General features: G+C 57.7%; 19 protein-coding genes and 1 tRNA gene. 13 read left to right on the plus strand and 7 right to left on the minus strand.

The features are described from left to right. Nucleotides 1-4: 4 nt before the first annotated feature. Complete coding sequence (locus CFB02_RS08340; protein WP_088557635.1) at nucleotides 5-922, minus strand: flagellar protein MotY; 918 nt, start codon at nucleotides 920-922, stop codon at nucleotides 5-7. Nucleotides 923-1,105: 183 nt separating this feature from the next. Between CFB02_RS08340 and pyrC the strand changes: the two genes are divergently transcribed. Beyond that, a complete protein-coding gene (gene pyrC / locus CFB02_RS08345; RefSeq protein ID WP_088557636.1) occupies nucleotides 1,106-2,137 on the plus strand; it encodes a dihydroorotase in 1,032 nt (343 codons plus the stop codon). A 44-nt stretch (nucleotides 2,138-2,181) separates the two neighbouring features. Further along, nucleotides 2,182-2,838, plus strand: a complete 657-nt coding sequence (gene rnt / locus CFB02_RS08350; RefSeq protein ID WP_088557637.1) for a ribonuclease T — start codon at nucleotides 2,182-2,184, stop codon at nucleotides 2,836-2,838. A gap of 76 nt (nucleotides 2,839-2,914) precedes the next feature. On the opposite strand, the gene CFB02_RS08355 is transcribed toward rnt, so the two are convergent. Further along, complete coding sequence (locus tag CFB02_RS08355) at nucleotides 2,915-5,161, minus strand: methyl-accepting chemotaxis protein (protein ID WP_088557638.1); 2,247 nt, start codon at nucleotides 5,159-5,161, stop codon at nucleotides 2,915-2,917. Nucleotides 5,162-5,318: 157 nt separating this feature from the next. Then, nucleotides 5,319-7,304 carry an SDR family oxidoreductase gene (locus CFB02_RS08360; RefSeq protein ID WP_088557639.1) on the minus strand — a complete coding sequence of 662 codons (1,986 nt, stop codon included), beginning with the start codon at nucleotides 7,302-7,304 and terminating at the stop codon, nucleotides 5,319-5,321. A gap of 384 nt (nucleotides 7,305-7,688) precedes the next feature. On the opposite strand from CFB02_RS08360, the gene CFB02_RS08365 reads away from it, so the two are divergent. Further along, nucleotides 7,689-7,988 carry a hypothetical protein gene (locus tag CFB02_RS08365; RefSeq protein WP_088557640.1) on the plus strand — a complete coding sequence of 100 codons (300 nt, stop codon included), beginning with the start codon at nucleotides 7,689-7,691 and terminating at the stop codon, nucleotides 7,986-7,988. A 64-nt stretch (nucleotides 7,989-8,052) separates the two neighbouring features. After that, the gene (locus CFB02_RS08370) at nucleotides 8,053-10,875 is read left to right on the plus strand and encodes an insulinase family protein (protein WP_088557641.1); all 2,823 of its coding nucleotides are present in this window, start codon (nucleotides 8,053-8,055) and stop codon (nucleotides 10,873-10,875) included. A gap of 5 nt (nucleotides 10,876-10,880) precedes the next feature. On the opposite strand, the gene CFB02_RS08375 is transcribed toward CFB02_RS08370, so the two are convergent. After that, nucleotides 10,881-11,513 (minus strand): TIGR04282 family arsenosugar biosynthesis glycosyltransferase, encoded by a 633-nt coding sequence (locus CFB02_RS08375; protein WP_088557642.1) that lies wholly within the window; start codon nucleotides 11,511-11,513, stop codon nucleotides 10,881-10,883. Further along, nucleotides 11,500-12,207, minus strand: a complete 708-nt coding sequence (locus CFB02_RS08380; RefSeq protein ID WP_088557643.1) for a TIGR04283 family arsenosugar biosynthesis glycosyltransferase — start codon at nucleotides 12,205-12,207, stop codon at nucleotides 11,500-11,502. Before CFB02_RS08380 ends, CFB02_RS08375 begins: the two co-directional genes overlap by 14 nt. Nucleotides 12,208-12,294: 87 nt before the next feature. Between CFB02_RS08380 and CFB02_RS08385 the strand changes: the two genes are divergently transcribed. From CFB02_RS08385 to CFB02_RS08405, 5 genes are all read left to right on the plus strand, one after another. Beyond that, a tRNA-Arg gene (locus CFB02_RS08385) sits at nucleotides 12,295-12,371 on the plus strand. A gap of 90 nt (nucleotides 12,372-12,461) precedes the next feature. Then, on the plus strand, nucleotides 12,462-13,136 hold the full coding sequence (locus CFB02_RS08390; RefSeq protein WP_088557644.1) for a spermidine synthase: 675 nt from the start codon (nucleotides 12,462-12,464) through the stop codon (nucleotides 13,134-13,136). A 97-nt stretch (nucleotides 13,137-13,233) separates the two neighbouring features. After that, entirely contained in the window at nucleotides 13,234-13,812 is a 579-nt protein-coding gene (locus CFB02_RS08395) for a DUF3365 domain-containing protein (RefSeq protein ID WP_014576647.1), read from the plus strand. Nucleotides 13,813-13,848: 36 nt separating this feature from the next. After that, entirely contained in the window at nucleotides 13,849-14,496 is a 648-nt protein-coding gene (locus tag CFB02_RS08400) for an MBL fold metallo-hydrolase (protein WP_088557645.1), read from the plus strand. Nucleotides 14,497-14,714: 218 nt separating this feature from the next. Further along, nucleotides 14,715-15,380: a hypothetical protein gene (locus CFB02_RS08405; protein ID WP_088557646.1), complete on the plus strand. Its 666-nt coding sequence runs from the start codon at nucleotides 14,715-14,717 to the stop codon at nucleotides 15,378-15,380. A gap of 21 nt (nucleotides 15,381-15,401) precedes the next feature. Here the strand turns inward: CFB02_RS08405 and CFB02_RS08410 are convergent, their stop codons facing one another. Together CFB02_RS08410 and CFB02_RS08415 are read right to left on the minus strand one after the other, a co-directional pair. Next, entirely contained in the window at nucleotides 15,402-16,025 is a 624-nt protein-coding gene (locus tag CFB02_RS08410; protein WP_088557647.1) for an L-threonylcarbamoyladenylate synthase, read from the minus strand. Then, a complete protein-coding gene (locus CFB02_RS08415; RefSeq protein ID WP_088557648.1) occupies nucleotides 16,022-16,378 on the minus strand; it encodes a BolA family protein in 357 nt (118 codons plus the stop codon). The genes CFB02_RS08410 and CFB02_RS08415 overlap by 4 nt, the downstream gene beginning before the upstream one ends. A gap of 277 nt (nucleotides 16,379-16,655) precedes the next feature. Between CFB02_RS08415 and CFB02_RS08420 the strand changes: the two genes are divergently transcribed. From CFB02_RS08420 to CFB02_RS08435, 4 genes are all read left to right on the plus strand, one after another. Next, nucleotides 16,656-18,839, plus strand: a complete 2,184-nt coding sequence (locus tag CFB02_RS08420; RefSeq protein ID WP_088559199.1) for a DNA topoisomerase 3 — start codon at nucleotides 16,656-16,658, stop codon at nucleotides 18,837-18,839. A 111-nt stretch (nucleotides 18,840-18,950) separates the two neighbouring features. Further along, entirely contained in the window at nucleotides 18,951-19,685 is a 735-nt protein-coding gene (locus CFB02_RS08425; protein ID WP_088557649.1) for a response regulator transcription factor, read from the plus strand. Next, entirely contained in the window at nucleotides 19,678-21,315 is a 1,638-nt protein-coding gene (locus CFB02_RS08430) for a FecR domain-containing protein (protein WP_088557650.1), read from the plus strand. Before CFB02_RS08425 ends, CFB02_RS08430 begins: the two co-directional genes overlap by 8 nt. A 33-nt stretch (nucleotides 21,316-21,348) precedes the next feature. Beyond that, nucleotides 21,349-23,916 carry a CHASE2 domain-containing protein gene (locus CFB02_RS08435; protein ID WP_088557651.1) on the plus strand — a complete coding sequence of 856 codons (2,568 nt, stop codon included), beginning with the start codon at nucleotides 21,349-21,351 and terminating at the stop codon, nucleotides 23,914-23,916. Nucleotides 23,917-23,924: the final 8 nt, after the last annotated feature.

Consider the following 23,924-nt stretch of genomic DNA (forward strand, 5'->3'; position numbering starts at 1 on the left):
CCGATCAGCCCCTGGGTTCGCCGCCATAGCCGTTAGCCTGCTGCAATTCCGGGCGGTCACCGGCCCGTTGCAGGCGGATATTGGTGCGGCGGTTATCTGCGGGCCGGTTGGATACCGGGTACTGGTCGCCATGGGCCCGCACGGTAATCATGTTTTCATCAATACCGCTCGCCTTGAGGTAGTCGGCCACCACATTGGCGCGATCTTCGGAAAGCGCACGGTTGTCGATCCGGCTTCCAATTCTGTCACTGTGGCCATCCACAAAAATCCGCTCAACCGTCGAATCGGCGTTCACATAAGCCACGATGTTATCCAGTAGTTGCCTGTCGGCATCGGACAATTGCGTGCTGCCGCTGGCAAACGGCACCCTCGAGCGCTGGATCTGATCAAAGTTTACCGGCAGAAGATTGGACGTACAGCGTTGATAACGCTGGTACTCGCCGGCAAAGTTGATGTTGGAGACCTGAACCCGCACCGGGCGGCCATCAAACCACGATTCCCTGGTTACCGTCGGGCGCATCCCATCCAGAAGTCCATGGGCGACCACGAACGCCTGACGTGTATCCAGCGAGACCTGACGCCGATCATCCGATACGTTGACCGTTCCGAGGGGCTTCGGCGCCACACCCGGACGCCAGGCCGGTGCCTCGACCACAAGGCTGCCGCGCCCTGGTCGCATCAACGCAGAATCAGACTCCAGGAAAAAGCTGAGACTTTCACCGGCGCGATGATTGAACACCGCCCGACCGTAGCCGGGAACTTCGTGCACCAGTCGGCATTCAAATACCGACTCGGCGAGATACCACTGGCTGTTCTCGATTCCGGCGCCATAGCTGGCAGCCTGCGCGGCCGCCGGCAGAAGCACCACGGGCAACATGGCAACAAGCAGAGTATTCAGGAGTTGTCCGGGGCGAAATCCCATAGAGCTAGCCATCAGTGTCCGGAGTTAGCAGAGTCAGACTGTTTAACGGCCTGAGCCGGAAGTTCTTTAGCCACCAACCGGAAAACAATCACCCGCGCCTTCTGGTATAATTCGCCAAATTTTTTCGGCTCCCAGAGAAACGGGCACAAGCTCGCCCCGCCAAAGGTATTTCGGACAAACGCCATGACAGACAAGCTCACGCTCACACGCCCCGACGACTGGCACCTTCACGTACGGGACGGCGAAATTCTCAAGGACGTGGTACCGGCTACGGCCGCCTGCTTCGGTCGCGCCATCATCATGCCTAACCTGGTACCGCCGGTGACAACCGCAGCCGATGCCAAAGCCTACCGGGAACGCATTCTGGCGGCTGCCAATGGCACCGAGTTCGAGCCGTTGATGACGCTATATCTAACCGAGAGCATGACGGCGCAGACCATCCGGGATGCCAGGGCTGCCGGCGTTGTGGCCGCCAAGCTTTACCCGGCCGGAGCAACGACCAATTCCGACTCGGGGGTGAAGGATATCCGTAACATCTACCCGGTTCTGGAGGCCATGGCCGATTGTGGCATGCTGCTGCTGGTACACGGAGAGGTAACCGATGCCGATATCGACATTTTCGACCGGGAAAAGGTATTTCTGGAGCGTGTCCTGGCACCCACTCTCGAGGCTTTCCCGAACCTCAAGGTTGTACTGGAACACATCACCACGGCCGATTCCGCAGAATTTGTCCGGCAGCACGCCGGAGACAACCTCGGTGCGACTCTGACGCCCCAGCACCTGATGTACAACCGCAACCACATGCTGGTAGGCGGCATTCGGCCGCATCTCTATTGCCTGCCAATCCTGAAGCGTAACCGCCATCAACAGGCGCTCAGGGACGCGGTGGCCAGCGGCGACAAACGCTTTTTCCTGGGCACGGATTCCGCCCCTCATTCGAAGGATCGCAAAGAGGCAGCCTGCGGTTGTGCCGGCTGTTACTCGGCCTACGGCGCAATCGGCCTGTATGCGGACATTTTCGAGGAGCTTGGCATCTTGGATAAACTTGAAGCATTCGCCAGTTTCAACGGGCCGGATTTCTATGGCCTACCGCGGAATACCGATACCATCACCCTGATTCGTGACCCCTGGACCATGCCGGCAGAGCTGCCGCTGGCTGACGGAACCATCGTGCCCCTCAAGGCTGGTGAAACCGTTCACTGGAAACTGGCGTAAACCTGACTTATTCCTTCTCACACACGGCCAAGACCGGAGCTTGAGTGACTGACGAAAACAAACCACCGCATCCCATGTCCCGCCGCTTTCGCGGGTTTCTGCCTGTTGTAGTCGACGTGGAAACCGCTGGCTTCAATCCCGAGCGGGACGCTCTGCTCGAAGTGGCAGCAGTGATACTGACCATGGACGAAGACGGCTGGGTGCGGCGCGCTGAGACCCACGTTCAGCAGATCGATCCTTTTGAAGGTGCGAATCTGGAGCAGTCCGCCCTTGATTTCACCGGTATTGATCCGTGGAATCCGGAGCGAGAAGCGGTACCCGAGCGGGAAGGACTCAGCGAGATCTTCAGTCCCATTCGCAAGGCGGTGAAGAACCACGATTGCAAGCGAGCCGTCCTGGTGGGCCACAATGCCACCTTTGACCATAACTTCATCTTTGCAGCCGCGCTGCGGGCCGACATCCGTCGTAACCCATTTCACCCTTTCTCAACCTTCGATACCGCCACGCTGGCCGGCCTGGCCTATGGCCACACGGTTCTGGCCCAGGCCTGCAAACTCGCGGGCATTCCGTTCAGCAATAAGGAAGCCCATTCCGCCGCCTATGACGCGGAAAAAACCGCAGAGCTGTTCTGCGGCATTGTGAATCGCTGGAAAGAACTGGGCGGCTTTCCGCCTCCGGTGATCCTCGAAGAGACCGAGTAACCGCCATAAAAAAACCCGCCGCAGCGGGTTTTGTTTTCTGTGTGCCGGGCATAAGTGTGGAAGCCACGCCTCGTACTCAGCTGACTTTAAACCGGGACAGCGAATCTTTGAGCTGATGAGACAACTCCGCCAAGTCACCACTGGCTTCGGATATCTGGGCCATGGCCTGTTTGGTCTCAAGGGACTTATCAGCAATTGTCGATACGTTGCGCGTTACTTCTTCGGCCGTGGCTGATTGCTCTTCGGATGCCGTAGCAATCTGCTCGGCCATACCGGACATCCGGGTGACCTCGTCCACTGCCTCGCGAAGCCGCAATACAACGGCGCCTGCCCGCTCGGAAATACCGCTGGCCTGTGCGCTGCAGCGGGTAACCACCTTTGAAGCACGCTCCGACGAATTGACCAGGGTTTCGATGGAACTACTTATCTCCTCGGTCGCCTCTTGGCTATTCTTGGCCAGGCTGCGCACCTCATCCGCAACCACCGCGAAGCCCCGGCCCTGTTCACCGGCCCGGGCCGCTTCAATGGCAGCATTCAGAGCCAGCAAGTTAGTTTGGTCGGCGATGGACTTTATCGAATCTAGAACCCTGGTAATGGACTCCATATTCTTTCGCAAATCCTCTATGCCGGCCTCTGCTTCCTCCAGTTCCCTGGCCATAGCTCGGGTGTCAGCAGCGGAGGATTCCACCTCGGTTGCGCTGCGGCTCACCGCCTCATCAGTGCGCCGGGCACCGGCTGCCGATTCAGCGGTATTCTGGGACACCTCGCTGATTGCTGAGGACATTTCTTCAATAGCCGACGCCACCTGCTCAGTCTGCTCTGCCTGCTGATTCACATTGTCCAGGGTCTGCGAGATAGTGCCGGACAACTGTTCGGACGCACTGGCCTGGCGCTGGGACGCTTCTTCAACCTTGAAGATCACTTCTTTCAGGTCCGACACCATCTTGAGCATGGAGCCGTATACGCCCGCGGCCTTGTCACTGTCGGACGAATCAATGACCAGGTTACCCGCCGCCACCTGTTCCGCCAGTGCCTGCAATTCGGCCGGGTCTTTGCCAAGGGGTTTCATGATCCGCGCCGCGGTCCAGACTGCCACGGCCACCACAGCCAGGAGCACAATAGCAATGGCTATCGCCGTCAGCGTCCACATTTCACGCACCGGCGCCAGGGCCTCGTCTTCGCTGATCTCCGCCACAAGCGCCCAGTTCAGCCCGCCTACGGTAACTGGCCTGTGGGCGGAAAACACTGGCTCGCCACGGTAGGACGTAACCACGCCTTCACCGGAATTTCCGGCCAGGGCCTCATCCACCGATGTCGAACTAATGCGTCCATTCTCCGGGTCGGCAAAGGAAGCGACAACACTGCGGTTTTCTGGATCCAGGTAGGAGTCTGACCGCATCAGGTTATCCGGCCCCACCAGATAGGCATCCCCGGTTTCGCCCATGCCATCTCGTTCCATCATGATGTTGTTCAGGCTGTCGATGGGAAACTGGAAGGCCAGCACGGCCAACCGCTCATCTTTTTCGGAATATATGGGGGTTGCCACAAATCCGGCGGGCGCACCGTAGGACGGTACATACCGAGTAAAATCAACAAAAGTCGGAGCAGTATCCTGTTCGTCAGACATCGCCTGACGATAAGCTGCCGCCAGGCCAGAATTCGCGTAGGGACCGTCTTTCAGGGAGGTAGCAAAATCCACCTCTTTGGCTACGGAATAGATAACATGGCCTGTATCGGCATCAATGAGATAAATATCGTAGTAGCCGAACGCCTCCTGAAACTCCTTGAACGAGGTGTGCCACTGTTTGTGAAGCGTGTTATAAAACTGCGCGATATGGACGTCAGCCGATACCAATTCGTCTTTCTGCCCCACAGGATTCGGGTTGTCCACGATGTAACCCATCTGCAGAGCCAGGCTGTTTTTGCTGAGGGATGCAACGAAGTCCGAGGCTGAACGTCCGTTAGCACCACCATTTTGCTGCAAGGGTGGCAAAAAATTCTGCTGATAATAAGCCTCGACGTTGTCTCGTAAGGTCGATTGCTCCTCTTTTACCAGTTTTTCATAATTTTGAAATGCCAAACCAAACCCCTGGGCCGCCGTTCGGGTCCCGCGATTATTGGCCATGGCTTTCAGCTGCCGGGCAATAGTGCTGAGATAATCTTCAACACTATTCTGCTTATTGGTAGCCGCAATAGAGAGTTGTTGCAACGCCTGTTCCGTCAGGCTCTGTCGGGCAATTTCGGCGTTAAAAAATGAGATGGCAATGACGGGAAGCAGGCCAACCAGCAGCAAAGTCAGCAAAAGACGTTTCTTGAGAGTCATCAATAGCCCTTCTTTTATATTGTTCTTGTATTAACCATCGGCTATCGGCACGTTTTCTTTAGCCCAGAACACTTCCTAAAAGAGGCGAATCTCGTTTAACCCATTAATATGGGAGGGGGAGTAACTCCCCCTCCAACTCGACTCAGGGGCTAAGACATTACCAGTAGATGCCCCGCATGATGGCGGCGAAAGCTACCTGCTCGCTGGACACCTTCGGCTTCTCCCCGGAACGGCTACCGGCGGCGGACGGTGAATCCGGGAACATCCGGTAACCGGTGTTCATGACGATTTCGGCCATCTTGGGCGCCAGGGCATGAAGCACCTGGGCAAAGATACCCAAACGGGTAGCGATCCGCTTCGGCCGATAGACAATGGCATCCGCAACCATGGTTGCAGCCTCGTCTGGCGTCAGCGTCGGAACAGAATCGTAGATCTTGGTTGGCGCAATCATCGGCGTTTTCACCAGCGGCATGTTAATGGTGGTGAACGTGACATTGCGATCCGACCATTCCGAAGCGGCGCAGCGGCTGAAGGCATCCAGCGCGGACTTGGAGGCCACGTAAGCCGAGAACCTGGGAGCGTTGGTCAACACACCGATGGACGAGATGTTGACCACGTGACCGCGGCGATTCTCCAGCATCTTGGGCGCAAAGCCCATGATCAGACGAACGGAACCAAAGTAGTTCAGTTGCATGGTGCGCTCGAAATCGTGGAAGCGGTCGAACGACAGATCCAGTGAACGGCGAATCGAGCGCCCGGCGTTGTTGACCAGCACGTCGACCTGGCCATGGTTATCCAACACGGTCTTCACGAACTCGTCGCAGGCATCCATATCGGAAAAATCGCAGGGATAGGCATGCACGCTTGCGCCCCGGGACTCCAGCTCCGCGGCCACTTCCTTCAGGCGCTCGAGTTTGCGGGCACCGATCACAAGGATCGCGCCGGCGTCTGCCAGTTTCTGGGCAGTTGCAAGGCCAATACCGGACGTAGCACCGGTCACCACGCAGACGCGACCTTCAACCGTGCCCTTGAGCGTGCGGTCCTTGAACAGGTCGGGGTCCAGATTGCGCTCCCAATAGTCCCAGATCACCGGCGCGTAATCTGGCAGGCGAGGCACTTCAATGCCGGTGCCTTTCAGAACGCGCTCGGTTTCGCGGGCGTCAAAACGGGTCGGGTAATTGATGAACGACATCACGGATGGCGGAATGCCCATATCGTCAAGGATCGCCGACGTCAGACGCTTCACCGGTGGCAGGTTCTTCAAGCTCTGGCGAATGAATGGCGGAATAAAGCCGAACATGCGGGAATCGATCCGAATCCCCATCCGCGGTGCGTGACCAGCCTCGCTGAAGATGTTGAGAATTTCGCCAACCTTGTACGGATCGGTATCCACCAGGTGAAAGCACTTGCCGTCTTCACCCTCGAGGTGGGCAATATGATCCATGGCGTTAACCACGAAATCCACCGGCACAATGTTCAGACGCCCACCCTCGACACCAATGGTCGGAACCCACTGGGGCAGCGCGTGGCGGATTTTCTGAATCATCTTGAAGAAATAGTAGGGGCCATCCACCTTGTCCATTTCACCGGTAGCGGTATGCCCAATCACCATGCCCGGGCGGTAGATGCGGAAGGGAACCTTGCATTCCTCACGAACGACCTTTTCAGATTCGTGCTTGGTCCGCAGGTACGGATGATCCAGCTTCTCAGCTTCCTCGAACATGTCCTCGCGGAAGATTCCCTTGAACAGACCGGCAGCCGCAATGGAAGAAACGTGATGGAAGTGCTTGGCGCCCATCGCCTCCGCAGCATTCACCGCAGCCCGGGTGCCCTCGATATTGGTCGCCTGCTGGGCTTCTTCATCTGCGCCCATATCGTACACGGCGGCGAGGTGAAAGAAGTGGTCAATTTTCCCCTTCAGGGCTTTCATCGTCTTGGCGTCGATGCCCAGATTCTTGCTTGTCAGGTCGCCTATAACAGCCTTAACCTGGGTTTCATCCGCGCCCCAGCGCTCACGCAATTTGTCCAGCTTGTCCTGGGATTGCTCACGCACCAATACGTGGACAGTGCCACCACGTGCCAGAAGCTTCTCCACCAGGAAACGGCCAATAAATCCGGTGCCACCCGTCAGGAAATAATTCATCAATCTTCCACCCTGCTTGTTGCTCGTTGTTGTCTATCCATGCCAGCACCCATACGACTAAAGTCTTAGAGTTTTCCGGAAACGCCGGCATTGTACTTAATTGCAACCTTCATGTATCGAACTTTTTTAGAGCTTTTACTCTGTAAGCCTTTGTTTTGTATAGAGCTATTACTCTAAATTCCTGACCCGACAAGCGGGACATGCCTGTCCGGTTCGCCGACACAATGTTTTTGAGACTAGCACAGGAATTGCCCCATGCATGCTCAATTTGCGGATTACCACAATGCAATGAAAGCGCCCGCCAGCAATGACATAATCGGGAACTTATCGCGCCTTTTGGCATCTCTTGTTTTCACAGGAACACCGATCTCCGGAACCCCTACTATGCAGAAAGACAATCCCAACGCGGAACGCTACATTTCGATCGCCCGGGCCTGCCTGAAGGCCATCAACGACACAGCCGATAACGCTGGTTCACGGGAAGAGAAAATTCAGGCGGTCTACGAGGCCATCGACAAGGCCTTCCAGGCCGAGTTCGCAGATTATCGCCAGTCCGTCGCCATCATGGCCACGGTTCTCGAGCGTATTGCCTCGGGCCAGCTGGACAGTGAGAAAGCCGCCGACCTGGCACGTAAAACACTTGATCAGCAGCCTGAAGGCACCCGCAACGCGCTGATGCACTGATACGCAAACGTCTTCTCCGGATCCCAGAGGGCCTATGAACACACGTACCGTCAGGAAGAACTCCATGCAGAACCCGATCTCACGCCTGTTTTCCCTGCTCATACTTTTGCTGTTCAGCACCCTTGCTCTTGCAGCGCAGATTCCGGAGAAGAGCCCCAATGACGACAACCAGTACCGGTTCATCGAACTGGACAACGGCCTGAAGGTCATTCTGGTGTCTGATGAAGATGCAGATAAAGCGGCGGCCTCAATGAACGTTGCTGTTGGTAGCGGAGATGATCCGGCGGAGCGGGAAGGCCTCTCCCACTTCCTCGAGCACATGCTGTTCCTCGGGACCGAGAAATACCCCGATCCGGGCGAGTACCAGCAGTTCATCAAGAGCCACGGCGGCCAGCACAATGCCTTCACCGCGTTTCAGGACACGAATTATTTCTTTGACGTTCAGGCCGAATTTCTGGAACCGGCACTGGATCGGTTCGCCCAGCAATTTTCCGCCCCCCTCTTTACCGCCGAACTGGTAGATCGTGAGCGCAACGCTGTGCACTCGGAGTTCAGCGCCAAACAGAAAGACGATGGTCGACGCTTCTATTCCGTCAAGAAGGCCGTCAGCAATCCGGATCACGCCTTCAGTCACTTTGCCGTTGGAAACCTGAGCACCCTTGAGAATACGGAAGCAAATCCTCTTCGGCCGGACCTGATCGAGTTCTGGAAGCAGCATTACTCCTCGAACATCATGAGCCTGGCGGTTTACGGGCCCCAAACCCTGGACGAGCTGGAATCCTTCGTGCGAGGGCGGTTCGATGCCATTGAGAACCGCAACCTTGAGACCAAACGTCACGTGGCCAGCCTTTACCGCTCAGATGAGCTGCCAGCCAAGGTCACAGCAGAAGCACTCAAGGACGTTCGAAGCCTGTCGCTCACCTTCCCTATTCCATCTCAGGAAGCGAACTATCGCACCAAACCCGCCAGTTACGTGGCCAACCTGCTCGGCCACGAGGGCCCGGGCAGCTTGTTCGATGTTCTGAAACGGGCCGGTCTGGCGGAAAGCCTCTCTGCAGGCCTGGGTATGGATACCGGCGAGAACGCCACCCTCGAAATCAGCATTTCCCTGACACCGGAAGGACTGGCTCGCCATGAGGACGTCCTGCCGCTGGTATTCGATTACATCGAAAAGATTCGCCAGAAAGGTATCAGCGAGCAGCGTTTCCTGGAAATGCAGAACCTGGCTCGCATCGATTTTCGATTCCGCGAACAGGGTAATCCCCTGCACGAGGCCATGCGCCTTTCTCGTTACCTCCAGGACTATCCCGCCGAAGACGTTTTGCGGGCGCCCTGGCTGGTTGAGCGCTTCGCGCCGGAACAGTACCGCGACATTCTGGACAGGCTGACGCCGGACAACCTCCTTGCCTTTGTTCTGGCACCGGAGCTTGAACTTGAAAATCCGAACCGAACCGACTGGTACGAAGCGGCCTGGGCCCGTGAACCACTCGACCCGGCAACGCTGAAGACCCAGAGCCTGCCGGAACTCGCTGCCCAGTTGCGTCTGCCGCCGGAGAATCCATTTGTGCCTGAAGATCTGGCGATGGTGCCCGGAAAAACCATGGCGCAGCCGACACAACTGGCAACCATCGAGGGAATGGATGTCTGGTTTGCCCGGGATACCCGGTTTGATACACCGAAAGCCAACGTGTTTGTGGGCCTGCGCACGCCTGCCACCCGAGCATCGGCACGCAGCTACGTGCTCACCCAGCTGCTGGTGGACGCCATCAATACCAATCTGAACGCCTGGGCTTACTCCGCCAGTCTTGCGGGCCTGGATTACAGCGTCTATCCGCATCTCAGGGGTATCACCGTTCGGGTCGGCGGTTACAACGACAAACTCCATACCCTGATGAACCGGATTCTGCTCCAGGTGGCCGCCCCGGAGCTGACCGAACAACGTTTCGAGATCGCCCGGCAGCAGCTGATTGACGGCCTGCGGAACAAGGCCAAGGATCGCCCTGTCGAACAGACCTCTGAGTTTATCCAGACGTCCCTCATCGAAGGCGCCTGGCCCACCGACGCCAAGCTGAGAGCCGCCCGGGAAGTTAGCTTCGAGGAACTGCAATCCTTCTCTGAAGCCCTGCTGTCACAGGTTGACCCGGTTATGATGGCGCACGGGAACCTCACCGAGGCCTCGACTCTTAACCTCGCGCGGCAAATTGACGCCATTGTTCTCGGCAACAGCGAGCTGGTCCGGGTAGCACGCAGTCAGGTGCGCCAGCTGCCAGATAATGAAACCCTCGTCTCCATTGACGTGGACCATCCGGACACGGGCTATACCCTCTACATGCAGGGAGACAACACCAGCTTTGAGGAACGGGCCCGTTTCCGTCTGCTGGCGCAAATCATCAGCAGCCCCTTCTTTGAAGAGCTACGCACCAACCGACAATTGGGCTATATCGTATACGCCACGCCTTTCGAAATGCTGGAAACACCGGCCCTGGGGTTTGTTGTGCAGTCACCTTCCGCTTCCCAAGCAGAGATTGACCAGGCGGTTCAGGAGTTCTCCAACAGTTTTGAGGCAACCCTGACAGCGTTGACACCGGAGCGCCTGGAGCGGGAAAAGCAAGCCGTCATCAGCAAACTGCTCGAAAGGGACCGGCAACTGGGCGAGATTTCCAGCCGCTACTGGCGTGAGATTGACCGGGGAGTGGAAAGCTTTGATTCGCGCGAGCAACTGGCCAACGCAATACAAAGAGAGAGTCAAGAAGCACTGCTTGAGACGTTCCGAAACTCGGTTCTGGAACGCGACCAGAGCCTTCAGGTCGTTACGGGCGGCGATGGCCTGGAGGCAAACCGGGCGCTTGGCAGGCTCACAGAGCTGCCGCCGGTGCCCGCCAGCTAGAGTCATCAAAGAGTGCGCAGAAAGCGCGCCCAGTCTTCGGGCTCGTCGACATCCCAGCGGGGCTCCAGCAAACAATAGCTGAGCCCCGATGCCTTCAGGCGGTCACAGGTCTGGGTCAGAACTTCCGGCGTGCCCCAGGCAATGTCATCCAACATTCCCTCAGCCACTCGGGAGGCTCCAATCAGGACATAGCCGCCATCGTCTGAGGGCCCAAGCACAACGTCGTAGTCTTTCAGGCGCGCGACAGCATTACGGGCGTAATCCGGATCGACCGAGGGGCAATCACTGCCCACCACCAATGCCCGGTCATAGTCCTGAAGAGACAGACTCAACGCGCGATACATCCGTTGGCCCAGTGTGCTCCCCTCCTGAACGCCTTGCATCAGGCCGGCGGCATCCAGCTCTTCAATGATAGAGGCCGCCTCGCCGGGCCGGTCATCCACCGGTCTATCCCACCAGAATTCCACCGGATAGCCGGTCGCACACAGGTTATCCAGCACAGCCAACGTGAGCCGAACATGGGCTTCGAGAGCCCCTACCGCACCCAACTCGGGCATCAACCGGGTTTTAACCCGTCCGGCTTCCGGCCATTTGGCAAACTGGAGAAAAACCGCCGCAGGCGGATTACTTTGAGGCATTGCGCACATCCGATCGATAAATTTGGGCCAGGGACTCCGGCGATTCACCACGCCAATACCGCCAGCGCAGCTGCCACATCAGAAAAATCGTTCGCCAGGCACCGTATTTCTGCCAACGGCGGCTATCGGTAACGACTGGCTCTTTTATACAGAAAGGACGGGACACCAGGCAAAGACGGCGTGAGAATTCGACATCTTCCATGAGCGGCATCGGGTGAAAACCACCCAGTGCGTCGAAAACATCCCGCCGTACGAGCATGGCCTGATCACCGGTGCAGATGCCTGACAGCCGCGAGCGCTGGTTCATGAACCAGGCAATAACCCGGAAAAGCGGCCGCTCACCACTCAGCCGCACATCGAACCGCCCCCAGGCGCGACGGGAATGGACGAAACTTGCGAGATGTTCCAGAGCTTCTTCCGGCAGGCGCGTATCTGCGTGCAGAAACAACAGTAGATCGCCCTTTGCAACTGCAGCGCCGGCGTTCATCTGAAGCGCCCGGCCCTTCTCTGACACAACCACCCTGTCGCAAAGTGGCCGGGCCAGCTCAACGGTTCGATCGGTGCTGCCACCATCAACGACAACCACCTCATGCCCCCGGTTACGAATCGGTTGCAGGGCGCGCAGGGTGTCGGTTACACCTGCCGCTTCCATCCACACGGGAACAATCACGCTTAGCGAGAAAGGATCTGGCAAAACACACTCCGTGGCATTCTCTGAAACCGGACCGAACCTTGAGCCTCAGGTCTTAGCCCGCTATCATACCGCCCTTCTCGCGATAATGCCCCCGTAGCTCATCTGGATAGAGCGTCCCCCTCCTAAGGGGAAGGTAGCAGGTTCGAGTCCTGCCGGGGGTACCACCTCTCTTAACCCCGATTCTCGGTCCGTGATATTCAACCTGGCTCCAGGCGAGCTAAACTGCCCCTCCTCACCGACATCAGGACTTCTCAATGGCCCGTTTTACCGAAATCGGAACCGCAACGATCCCCGGCAAGGGAACCCGATTACGTCTTTTACAGCGAAATGATGAATTTTCCATCAAAATTGCCGGAACCACCGGAGAATTGATGAACAGCAGGATCCACGGCTCGGAGGATGCTCTTGCCACCCTGGCGTGCGAACGGATTGCCGATCAGCCTGCTCCCCGGGTTCTTATCGGCGGCCTGGGCATGGGATTCACGCTGGCAGCAGCGCTGGACGCCGTAGGCGACGATGCGCAGGTGACGGTAGCCGAGCTGGTTCCCGAAGTAGAAGCCTGGAACCGCGGGCCGCTGGGCTCTGCGGCGGGCAACCCGCTGAACGACCCGAGAGCCCGGGTTTACATTGGTGATGTTGCCGAATTACTCAGAATCAGCGACGGCGAATGGGATGCCATTCTTCTCGATGTCGACAATGGTCCGGAAGGACTGACCCGCAAAGAAAACAACTGGATCTACTCACCGGATGGCATTGCGGCCGCCCAGAAAGCCCTGCGGCCTGACGGGATCCTCGCCTACTGGTCTGCCGGCCAGGAGCACTCCTTCACCGAGAGGCTGCGACGGGCAGGATTTTCTGTTGAGCCCGTCACAGTCAGGGCCTTGCGACCCGGCAAGGGTGCCCGCCATGTTATCTGGCTGGCGTGGTAATCATTCATGGGCTCTACCGGAATCTGTCCTGGCTCAATTTGGGATCATTCTTTTGTTATATACTTATTCCAAAGCCAAGAAGCGCGGGAGAGATTCAATGACCAAACCAATTATCACAACAGCCTTGCTATGCTCCTTGCTTTCCATGCCACTGCTCGCGCAACCTCAAGCAGATAGCCCGGAAGCAATGGTTGCCGAAGCACGTTCCCTGGTAAAAAGCTTCGGCGGCTCATTGAAGCAGGCGCTCCAGGCGGCCATCAAAGAAGGCGGCCTCACAAACGGTATTGGTGTTTGCAAGACTGTGGCACCGGAAATCGCCAGGAACAACAGCAGCGGAGGCTGGGTCATCAGTCGAACCAGTCTGAAAGTCCGGAACCCGGAAAACACCCCCACCGACTGGCAGGAGATCCAGCTTCTGGCCATGGACAGACAGCCGGTGAAGAACGGAAAACCGGTGGAGGTCTGGCAGGTCTCCGAAGCGTCCGGACAGCCGGCGTTCCAATATATGAGCGCCATCCCGACACAGAAGCTTTGCCTTGGCTGTCACGGAAAGTCCATCGCCCCGGAGGTGAAGGCAAAACTGGCTGAACTCTATCCTGAAGACAAGGCGACCGGCTTCTCCGAGGGCGATTTGCGGGGCGCGTTCGTTGTTACTCGGGAAGTTCCAGTAAACTGATGGCACTAGCCATTTCCTCAGCGATTGAGAACAGGTATGTCACTGAACTACAGAATCATTCCGGTCACGCCTTTCCAGCAGAACTGCTCACTGATCTGGTGCGAAAAAACGCGCAGGGCAGCCGTAGTTGATCCAGGCGGGGATTTGGAGAAGATTCGCGCCGCCGTGGATGAGGAAGGTGTGACGGTCGAAAAAATTCTGCTTACCCATGCCCACATTGACCATGCCGGCGGAACTGCAGAGCTTTCCAAAGAGCTGGGCATTCCCATTGAGGGGCCGCAGAAGGAAGACAATTTCTGGATTGTTGGCCTACCCCAGCAGGCGCAGATGTTCGGGTTTCCGGCCCCGGAAGTTTTCACCCCGGATCGCTGGCTGGAAGATGGGCAGCAGGTCACCGTGGGTAACCAGACCCTGGAGGTCCTTCACTGCCCCGGCCACACACCGGGGCATGTGGTTTTTTACCACAAGGAATCGGGTCTGGCGCTGGTGGGTGACGTGCTGTTCCATGGCTCCATCGGGCGCACGGATTTTCCAAGGGGCGACCACGCAACACTGATTCGCTCTATCAGGGAACAGCTGTTCCCGCTCGGCGACGAGGTTGCGTTCATTCCCGGACACGGTCCGATGTCCACCTTTGGCCGGGAGCGAGCCACCAATCCCTTTGTTTCCGATCATCGGGGCTGAAGCCTGTCGCCAACCTTTATAGGTATGCGTCAATGATTTCCCGACCCAGATGAGATTCGCGGAATAGTCGTTCACAGACGAAAGAAGGAGGAAGGCGTCAGCCTGGGATTCCATGGAGTTGGCCTGAAAGCTGCAGAGCATGATGACAAGCATTCGTGATTCCCAACGCTGACTGTTCGGAAACCGCACTCCGGTTGACCGAAGGAGGAAACCCATCCATGTCCCTACTGACCTCTCTGATCCGGGCAAGCACCCAGTTCCAGCAGGCCATGGAAAGGCGCCAGACGCCTTCAACAGGGCCGGAAGCCGCGCCTGGCAAAGCACAGGCAAAGGCCATGGAAACCGAGCCGACACCTGGCGATGACCGCTTTACACCCTCGGAGAACAACCAGTCTGACCTCTCACGGCTGAAAGCCCGCCGACTGGCCATGACCGACTACAAACAAACTGTGGGGCAGGATCTTGCCTTCGTTCGAGAAACACTGCGGCACAAACTTGCCGAATACAACCTGCACCCGGCAACCGCATTGAACGTGAGCAAAACGGAGAACGGCAGCGTTGCGGTGGAGGGGAAAATCGCCGACAACACACGCATCCAGATTGAAAAAGACCTGAACGTAAACAAAAACTTCAAGGAAGCGTTCAATCGCCTCAGCGTTAACGAGCCAACGCTGCATTTCATGGACAATGCGCTCAAGCTGAACCAGGCGTACGGGGTGAATAACCCGCTATTGGACACACTGATCAGCGAGAACCAGCAATTTAACGGCCTGCAGGACCTCGTGCACCGTTACGACACCATGCGCCGCTCAGTGAGTGCCGAGCAAATCGAAGCTGCAGGGAATAGCCGGACGTACGCCTTTAATCTGAACGCCCGGGCATAACGGAAAGACGGATCAGGAGAATCAGACCTCGAAAGGCTCCGGATCCCCCTTACCAACACGGGTAACCACCGGAGCCTCGCCGGTAAAGTCCACGACCGTGGTTGCTTCCATACCGCAGAACCCCCCGTCGATAATCAGATCCAGCTCATGCTCCAGGGTTTCCCGGATTTCATAAGGGTCTGTCATCGGATCGGTTTCGCCCGGCAAAATCAGGGTGCTACTCATGATGGGCTCACCCAACTCGCCCAACAGCTCCTGAACAATGGCATTGTCCGGCACACGGACGCCCACTGACCGGCGCTTGGGATGAAGCAGTCGCCGGGGCACTTCACTGGTGGCATCCAGAATGAAAGTGTAGGGCCCGGGCGTGAAATTCTTCAGCAACCGGTACTGGGTGTTATCCACCTTGGCATAGACCCCGATGTCCGAAAGATCCCGGCACACCAGGGTGAAGTTATGCTTGTCATCCAGACGGCGAATCCGCTTGATCCGATCCGCCGCCTGTTTGTCACCCAGGTGACAGCCAATGGCATAGGCTGAATCCGTGGGATACACGATCACCCCGCCACGACGCAGAATATCCACCGCCTGATTGATCAGACGCTTCTGCGGCGTCTCCGGATGAATCTGGAAAAACTGACTCATGAACCCTCTCCCTGTGCGGTCCGCGTCGCCATCGCCGGATCTTTCTTCGACCCGCCCATACAATTCGGAGAATCCGGCGCCGACTGCCCCGTCGCCTCCCATTCTTCCGGTGAGTATAGATGCAGCGCCAGCGCATGAACCGGCCCCGCCAGCTCCTCGGCAAGTACCTTGTAAATCGCCTGATGCCGCCGCACCCTCATCTGCCCCTCAAATTCCGGCGACACCAGGGTCACCTTGAAATGAGTTTCAGAATTAGGCGGCACACTGTGCTTGTGGCTCTCGTTCTCCACCTGAAGCACACGCGCATCGAAGGCGTCGTTCAGCTTGGTTTCAATTGCATTCTGGATCTTCATGTTTCGAGACTCCTACTGCTCAACCCTGATGGAAGAGGGCGAATGGCAAACGGTCAGAAGCGGGTGTGGAGATGGCTTTCCCAAAAGTGTGTGTTGCCAAGGATGGCAACACCAAGCCCCCATGGATGGGTTCACGGCGTCTTTTGGGAAAGCCATCTTCACAGCCGCCTCCACCAACACCCCCAGTCTACTACACATACAGGACACACCCGAGAGCCTTGACACCATAAAGCCAAAGCGCCACATTCCCATCCCGATTCCAAAACGCCCAAATCCCATGCACCTGTACATAGCCGAAAAACCAAGCCTCGGCCGCGCCATCGCCGCAGCCCTCCCCGGCCCTCACCAGAAAGGCCAGGGCTGGATACGCTGTGGCACTGGCGACAATGCTGCCACCGTTAGCTGGTGCATCGGCCACCTGCTGGAACCGGCAGAACCTGCACGCTATAACCCGGCCTGGAAAAAATGGCGCCAGGAAGACCTGCCGATGTTTCCCGACAAATGGGAGGTCATGCCCAAGGACAGCGTGCGACAGCAGCTCAAAGTGCTGGAATCCCTGATCCGCCAGGCCCAGACCATTATTCATGCCGGCGACCCGGACCGCGAAGGCCAGCTGCTGGTGGACGAAGTTATCCGCTATTTCGGCACCAGCGCACCGGTGCAGCGCATTCTGATCAACGATCTGACGCCAGCGGCCGTGGCTCGCGCAATCCAAAACCCCAAAGACAACCGGGAATTCCGTCGGTTATCCCATTCCGCCCTGGCCAGACAACGCGCCGACTGGCTCTATGGCATCAACCTGACCCGATTTTATACCCTCAGTTATCAGCGGCAGGGTGAACAGGGGGTCTATTCCGTTGGCCGGGTACAGACTCCGGTGCTTGGCCTTGTGGTTGAACGTGACAACACCATTGAGCACTTCCAGCCCAAGCCCTATTATCGAATTGAGGCAAGGTTCAGGGCGCAGGAGGAAGAGGCCGACCAGCAAACCTTCACCGCCCGCTGGCAGCCCAACGAGCAATTCCAGGATTACCTGGATGAAGAGAACCGCCTGCTGAACCGGGAAGTCGCTGAACAGATTGCCGACAGCGTTCGAAACCGACCCGGCACCATCACCGAGTCCCGCTTTCGGGATCGGTCGGAAGCGCCGCCGCTGCCGTTTTCCCTGTCGGCCCTGCAAATTGAAGCAGGCCGGTTATTCCGCATGGGTGCCAAAGACGTCCTGGATACCGCCCAGAATCTTTACGAGCGCCACCAGCTCATCACCTACCCGCGATCCGATTGCCGGTATTTACCGGAAGGCCACTACAGCCAGCGGGAGCAGGTGATAAGGGCCATTGCCCGAGTGGCACCGGATCTGGAGCAAGCCTGCAACGGCGCAGACCTTGGCCGCAGGACTTCCGCCTGGAACGACAAACAGGTCGACGCCCACCACGCTATTATCCCAACCAGCCGCCCGACGCCGAACGGCAAACTCAGTGACGCGGAAGAAAAAATCTACGGACTGATTAGCCGGTATTATCTGATTCAGTTCGCGCCCGATGCCGTGCACAGGGAGGGTAAGCTAACGGTACGAGTGTCAGAGCACGAATTCCGCGCGACGGAAACCGCCATCCTGGTGCCCGGCTGGAAAACGCTGGAGCTGAAACTGCGAGAAGGTCGCAAGGAACCGGAGAAGGCACCCCTTCCCAGACTGGAAAAAGGCGAGCCGGTATTTTGCGACGATAGTAGCCTTAGCGAGCGCAAAACCCAGCCGCCCCAGCATTTCACGGACGCGACCCTGCTCTCGGCAATGACCAACATTGCCCGATTTGTAACCGATACCGAACTTCGCAAAACCCTGCGCGAAACCGATGGCCTGGGCACCGAAGCAACGCGGGCTGCGATCATCGACACCTTGTTCAAGCGCGATTACCTTTACCGCGACAGTCGACATATCCGCGCCACCGACAAAGCCAAGGCGTTGATCATTGCTCTGCCCGAATCGGTAAGCAAGCCGGATCGAACGGCCGTCTGGGAAGCCACCCTGGAGAGTATTCGCCGTGGCGAGGGCGATCCCAGGAAGTTTCTGGATACCCTCAAAGAGGAGATCCGCGGCTTTCTGGACAGGCCCCAGGGCCGCCAGACCGTCGACTCGGAGAGTATCGGCACAACCTCACCAGAGGCACAGCCCCACTGCCCCAAATGTCGCGCCCCGATGCTGGAGCGAGAGGGCAAATTCGGCCGCTTTTTTGCCTGCACCCGCTACCCGGATTGCCGGGGCACCCGACCGCTGGAAGAAGCCACGCCTCAGGATGGTACTGGCCAGAAACCCATTCCATGCCCCCACTGTTTCTCGCCCCTGGTGCGACGAAAAGGGAAAAAAGGCTGGTTCTGGGGCTGCAGTAATTTCCCCGGCTGCCGACAAACACTGGACGACGACAACGGAAAGCCTTCGGTCCGTTTACGCAAGTCTACATAACGATACTGAACGCAGATCCACATTTTGTGATAATTGATTGATATAGCAGAGTAGTCCATTGAACGCTCTGCTCGATATCAGGCAAGAGAGCGACACTCCGGGAGAGGCTTAATGCGTATTGCTTTGCTTGAAGATGAAACGGAACAGGCACAGCACATCCAGTCAATTCTGTCTGAAAGCGGGCATCACTGCGACAGCTTCCCGACCGGCCAATATTTCCTGAGCGCGGTTCTGCACCGCAGCTACGACCTCCTGATTCTGGACTGGCAGATCCCGGACATGACCGGCATTGATGTTCTCGAGAGCGTTCGCGCCCAGCTGAACTGGCCGATTCCGGTCGTGTTTCTCACCCAGCGAGACAGCGAGGCGGATATTGTTCGAGCTCTGGACGCCGGCGCCGACGATTACCTGGCCAAGCCGGCCCGTGCCGCGGAATTGGGCGCACGCATCAATGCCCTGGCAAGACGCTCCAATCCTGACAGCGAAAAGGAAGTGCTTCACTATGGTCCGTTCGAAATCAACACACAGCAAAGGTTCATTGTACTCCATGGCGAAGAACTGACCCTGACCGACAAGGATTTCGATCTGACTCTGTTCCTGTTCCAGAACCAGGGCCGGCTGCTGACTCGGGAGATGCTGCTTGAGCGCGTCTGGGGTCTGGCGCGGGATATCAATACCCGTACCGTGGACACGCATATGAGCCGACTGCGCCGTCGTCTCGGCCTGAACCCGGAAAACGGCTTCCGCATCAAGACGATATACCAGCGGGGCTACCGCTTGGAGGCCATGAAGGCGCAGGACCAGGCCTTTGACGTCAACGAACCCGCCAGGGCAGCCAATGACTGACAGCCCCGCTCCGCGATTACCGGCACTGCTGCTGATCCTTTCACTGCTTGCCTGGGCTGCGCCCGCAGCTGCGGAGCTGTCGGTAACTCGCGGTTCAGCCGGGCATTCTGACGTTTCGTCGGCCAACCCGGTGCCCGAGTGGATCTACACCTTGCGGCCGGGAGAAAGCTTTTCGGAAGTGGCCAGCGACCTGCTCGCCCCCAATTATCCCGCGAGTCGCCTTCTGCAGTACAACAAGATTGGCAACGGTGCCATTCTGGGGGCCGGCGACCGTGTGCGAATTCCCCTTGCCTGGCTAAAGCGCCAACCTCAGCCGGCGCGGGCGACATCGGTCACCGGAACCGTGCAGTTGATTTCCGGAAATACCGGTCGGAAAACACCCCTGAGCGAAGACGTCCTCATCCGCGTTGGTGATGAAATTCTGTCCGCGTCCGGGACCGCCACCATTGAACTGGCGGACGGCTCGGAAGTAAGGATTTCTCCAAATTCTCGACTCATCTTCAATCGCCTGACCCAATACGGCAAAGCCGGCATGGTCGATACCAGACTCCGACTCGACAGGGGCGAGATCCACACCCGGGTGAAGCCGGTCATGGAGGGAGGCGCACGATTCGAGATTGAAACGCCTTCAGCCGTCGCCGCCGTGAGAGGTACCGCATTTTCACTCCAGACATCCGCAGAGGGCACTCGACTGCAGGTAACCGAGGGCGACGTTGACTTCGGAGCCCCCGGCAAGACCCGCCGCATCCCTGCGGGTTTCGGAGCCAGCTTGTCCACCACCGACAACGACGGCCTGAGCATTCGTCGCCTGCCGCCAGCGCCGGCGCTCAATCCACTGCCTCCGAGACTGACCCAACTGCCCACCACCATGACCTGGCAGGAAAGTCGCGCCCCCATGCACCGGGTAGACATCTTCGAAAGCGACACAGGTCGCTGGGTAGAAAGCCGAAAACTGACAGGTAACAGCTTTGATATCGGGCAACTGGATAATGGCAGCTATGAGGTTCACCTGGCGGCACTCGATACTCGCGGCACGGCGGGAATGCCCCGCGTCGTCCCGCTGGAAGTCGATCTTCAGGCCAGGACTGCAAGCCTGGTTGCTCCGGAAGATGGTGGCACCGTCAACGACGATATGCCCGAGTTTCGCTGGCAGCTTAACGGCGACAATGAAGTGGCACGGGTAGAAATAGCCGAGGATCAGGATTTCCGGAACCTGATTGCCACCAGCGAGTGGGCACCCGAAACGGCTGCCCTGCCCTCACGCCCGCTTGGGCCTGGCAAGTATTACTGGCGCGTGGTGACCGAAGCAGGCGGCAATTCAGTTGCTTCAACGCAGCCGCGGGAGCTGCTGGTCAATGGCAGTCTGCCTCCGGTTCGGATCATCAGCGTGAACTACATCGACAGCCAGGTAAGGGTGTTCTGGGAGAAGGTAGACACGGCGGCAGAATACCGACTGCAACTCTCGGAGGAGCCGGGCTTCAACAATATCATCAAGGAAGCAACACTGCCTGATACCACGGCAGCCTTGCGTCTTATTCCCGGAAGGCGGTATTTTGTGCGCCTGAAAGCTCTTTCTGATGGTCCACTGCAAAGCCGTTGGGGACCAGGGAGGGAATTGTACCTGGAATAATCCGTTGATCGACCGAACCACACAGCAGGGCTCATGAACCGGGATTGGCTGCCAATTAAAACGACCCCCTGGACTCTGGGCCTGATACTGCTGGCACTGCTCCTGCTTATCCAGACAACCGAACTGCCTCAACGCCTGGATTACTGGCTGTACGACCAAACCATCACCTCGAATCCACTGGAAGCCTCGGACGAGGTGGTTCTGGTGACGATCGACGAGCTGAGCCTGAATCGCCTGGGCCGCTGGCCCTGGCCCCGTAATCTGCACGCTGAGCTCATTGCCAAGCTCAACGAGGCGGGCGCAAAAACCATTGTGTTCGATATTCTGTTCGCCGAACCGTCGCCAGACGACCAGCAACTGGCAGAACAGATGCGAAGCCACGGCAACGTTATTCTGCCAGTCTATCTGTCACCTCCCACCTCCCAGTACCTGTTAAGCGAACAATTGCCGGTTGGAGTGCTGGCTTCAGCGGCCGCCGGTCTGGGCCATGCTCACGTGGAACTGGACAGCGACGGCGTTGCCCGAGGTCTTTACCTGTTTAATGGCCTCGGTAACCAGCTCTGGCCAAGCCTTGCGCTGGCCGCAAGCGGTGTTGGACCACAAAATCCGGAGACCGAGGATACGCCTTCCTATGTCAATATTCGGGATCAATACCGTGCTGTGCCCCTGATCGGTGGTGCTGGCTCTCTGCAGTCGTATTCTTTCTCGCAGGTACTCACTCAGCCGGCCGCACCCGAACACTTCAGTGGCAAAATAGTCTTTGTCGGTGCCACAGCCGCCGGTTTTGGCGACATACTGCCCACGCCCTTCTCGGGGCTGAGCCGTCCGATGTCTGGCGTTGAGTTCCACGCCAACGTGTTGTCGGCATCCATGCAGGGATTGTTGATTAAACCGGCACCGGCGTGGGCGTCTGCCCTGTTGGCTATGACAACTATCCTGATACTCGCCCTCGCCCTGCCGCCCATGCGCCCCGCGCGAACCCTTCTCGCCTGTGCGACAGCCCTGGCGGGACTGGTCGGAATCTATCTGTTCGTGCTGCTGACGATGCGATGGTGGGTTCCCCTCGCAAACGCACTGCTGGTTCCACTCTTGGCCTTTCCTGTATCCAGCGGCCTCCGACTGGCCATGACCAACCGATTTTTAAACCGGCAACTGGACGAGCTGGCCAGAAGCCCCCAGGTCGCCCTGCCCGCACCCTCGGGAAGGAACCCGACACAACTTCTGGAGCACTTCCAGGCCCTGTTTCGTCCCACAGGATGGCTTCTGATGGAGGAGAACGACATCCTCTCCGCACGTGGACTGTCACAGAGCGATATTCCGGATGACCTGACTCCGGGGCACTGGTTTCACGACAGCAATCGCAGCTGGATTGAGCTATTGCGAGCCGGCACCCGCTATCACCTGGGTCTGCTATTGCCCAATGATCTTGGGCGCGAGGCTATCCAGCGCTATCTGCGCAGGCTGCACCTTGAGCAAGCCGTACCGGCGGATTCTGCTGCCCGACCCAGTGAAAACATTTCTGCACGAATCGAGCGGGTCCGCATTGCCACGGATCGCTTGAACCACATGCAGCAGTTCATCCGGAGAAGTTTTGAGCGCATGCCCGACGGTATCATCGTGACTGACGAACTGGGGGTCATCCGTTTTGCCAACGGTCACATAGAGGAGTGGTTCCGCGAGCCCATGCCGAGCCTGGCCGGCCTTCCCCTGGTAAGGCTGCTGGAGGGACATGATCCGCGGGAAACGCCACCCTGGCATGAAACCGTTTCCGACACCCTGACCCTATTACAGAGCCGCACCGTAGACCTCAGGATTCGCGACAAGGATTTCCTGATTCATTTTGCACCGTTTTCTCTGCCGGACAGCGACCAACAAGGCATCATTGCCAATATTTCGGATATTTCGGAATTGCGGGAGCAGCAGCGCCAGCACCGCGAGGCTATCGACTTTATTTCCCATGACGTGCGTTCGCCTCTGGTTTCCCAACTTGCCCTGATCGAACAGTTGAAACGGGATCCAAGCCACATTGAACAGAAACAGCTGGAGCAACTGGGGCGACTGGCCCGAAGAAGCTATCACCTGGCCGAGGAATTCGTGCAGCTGGCCCGGGCGGAACAGCTAACAGAAACCCGGTTCTACGAATGCGAATTCCTGGCGATCGTAGAAAACGCTCGCGACAGCGTCATCGAGCAGGCTGTAGAGAAACAGATACAACTCCAGTTACAGGGTACCGAGGATTTGTGGCTGAAAGGCAATGCGGAGCTTCTGGAGCGCGCCGTTATCAACCTGCTGACCAATGCTGTTCAATACAGCCCGAGTGGATCAGACGTCAGCGTTCAGGTCTTCCGTGCGGGCCATCAGGCCTGTTTGACGATTGCTGATGAAGGTACCGGTATCGATCCGGAGGAACTGCCACAACTGTTTGACCGTTACCGGCGTCAAAAAAGCACTGAGCTGGCCGGAGTCCACGGAACGGGGCTCGGACTATCCTTCGTTAAAACCGTTGTTGAAAAACATAGAGGAGAAATTTCGGTGTCGTCGCAACCAGGTGAAGGCTCTGCGTTCACGCTTAAACTACCGATTGCCGACCCGATGGCCTGAGACTTCAT

Source organism: Marinobacter sp. es.042 (assembly GCF_900188315.1).
Taxonomy (GTDB): Bacteria; Pseudomonadota; Gammaproteobacteria; order Pseudomonadales; family Oleiphilaceae; genus Marinobacter.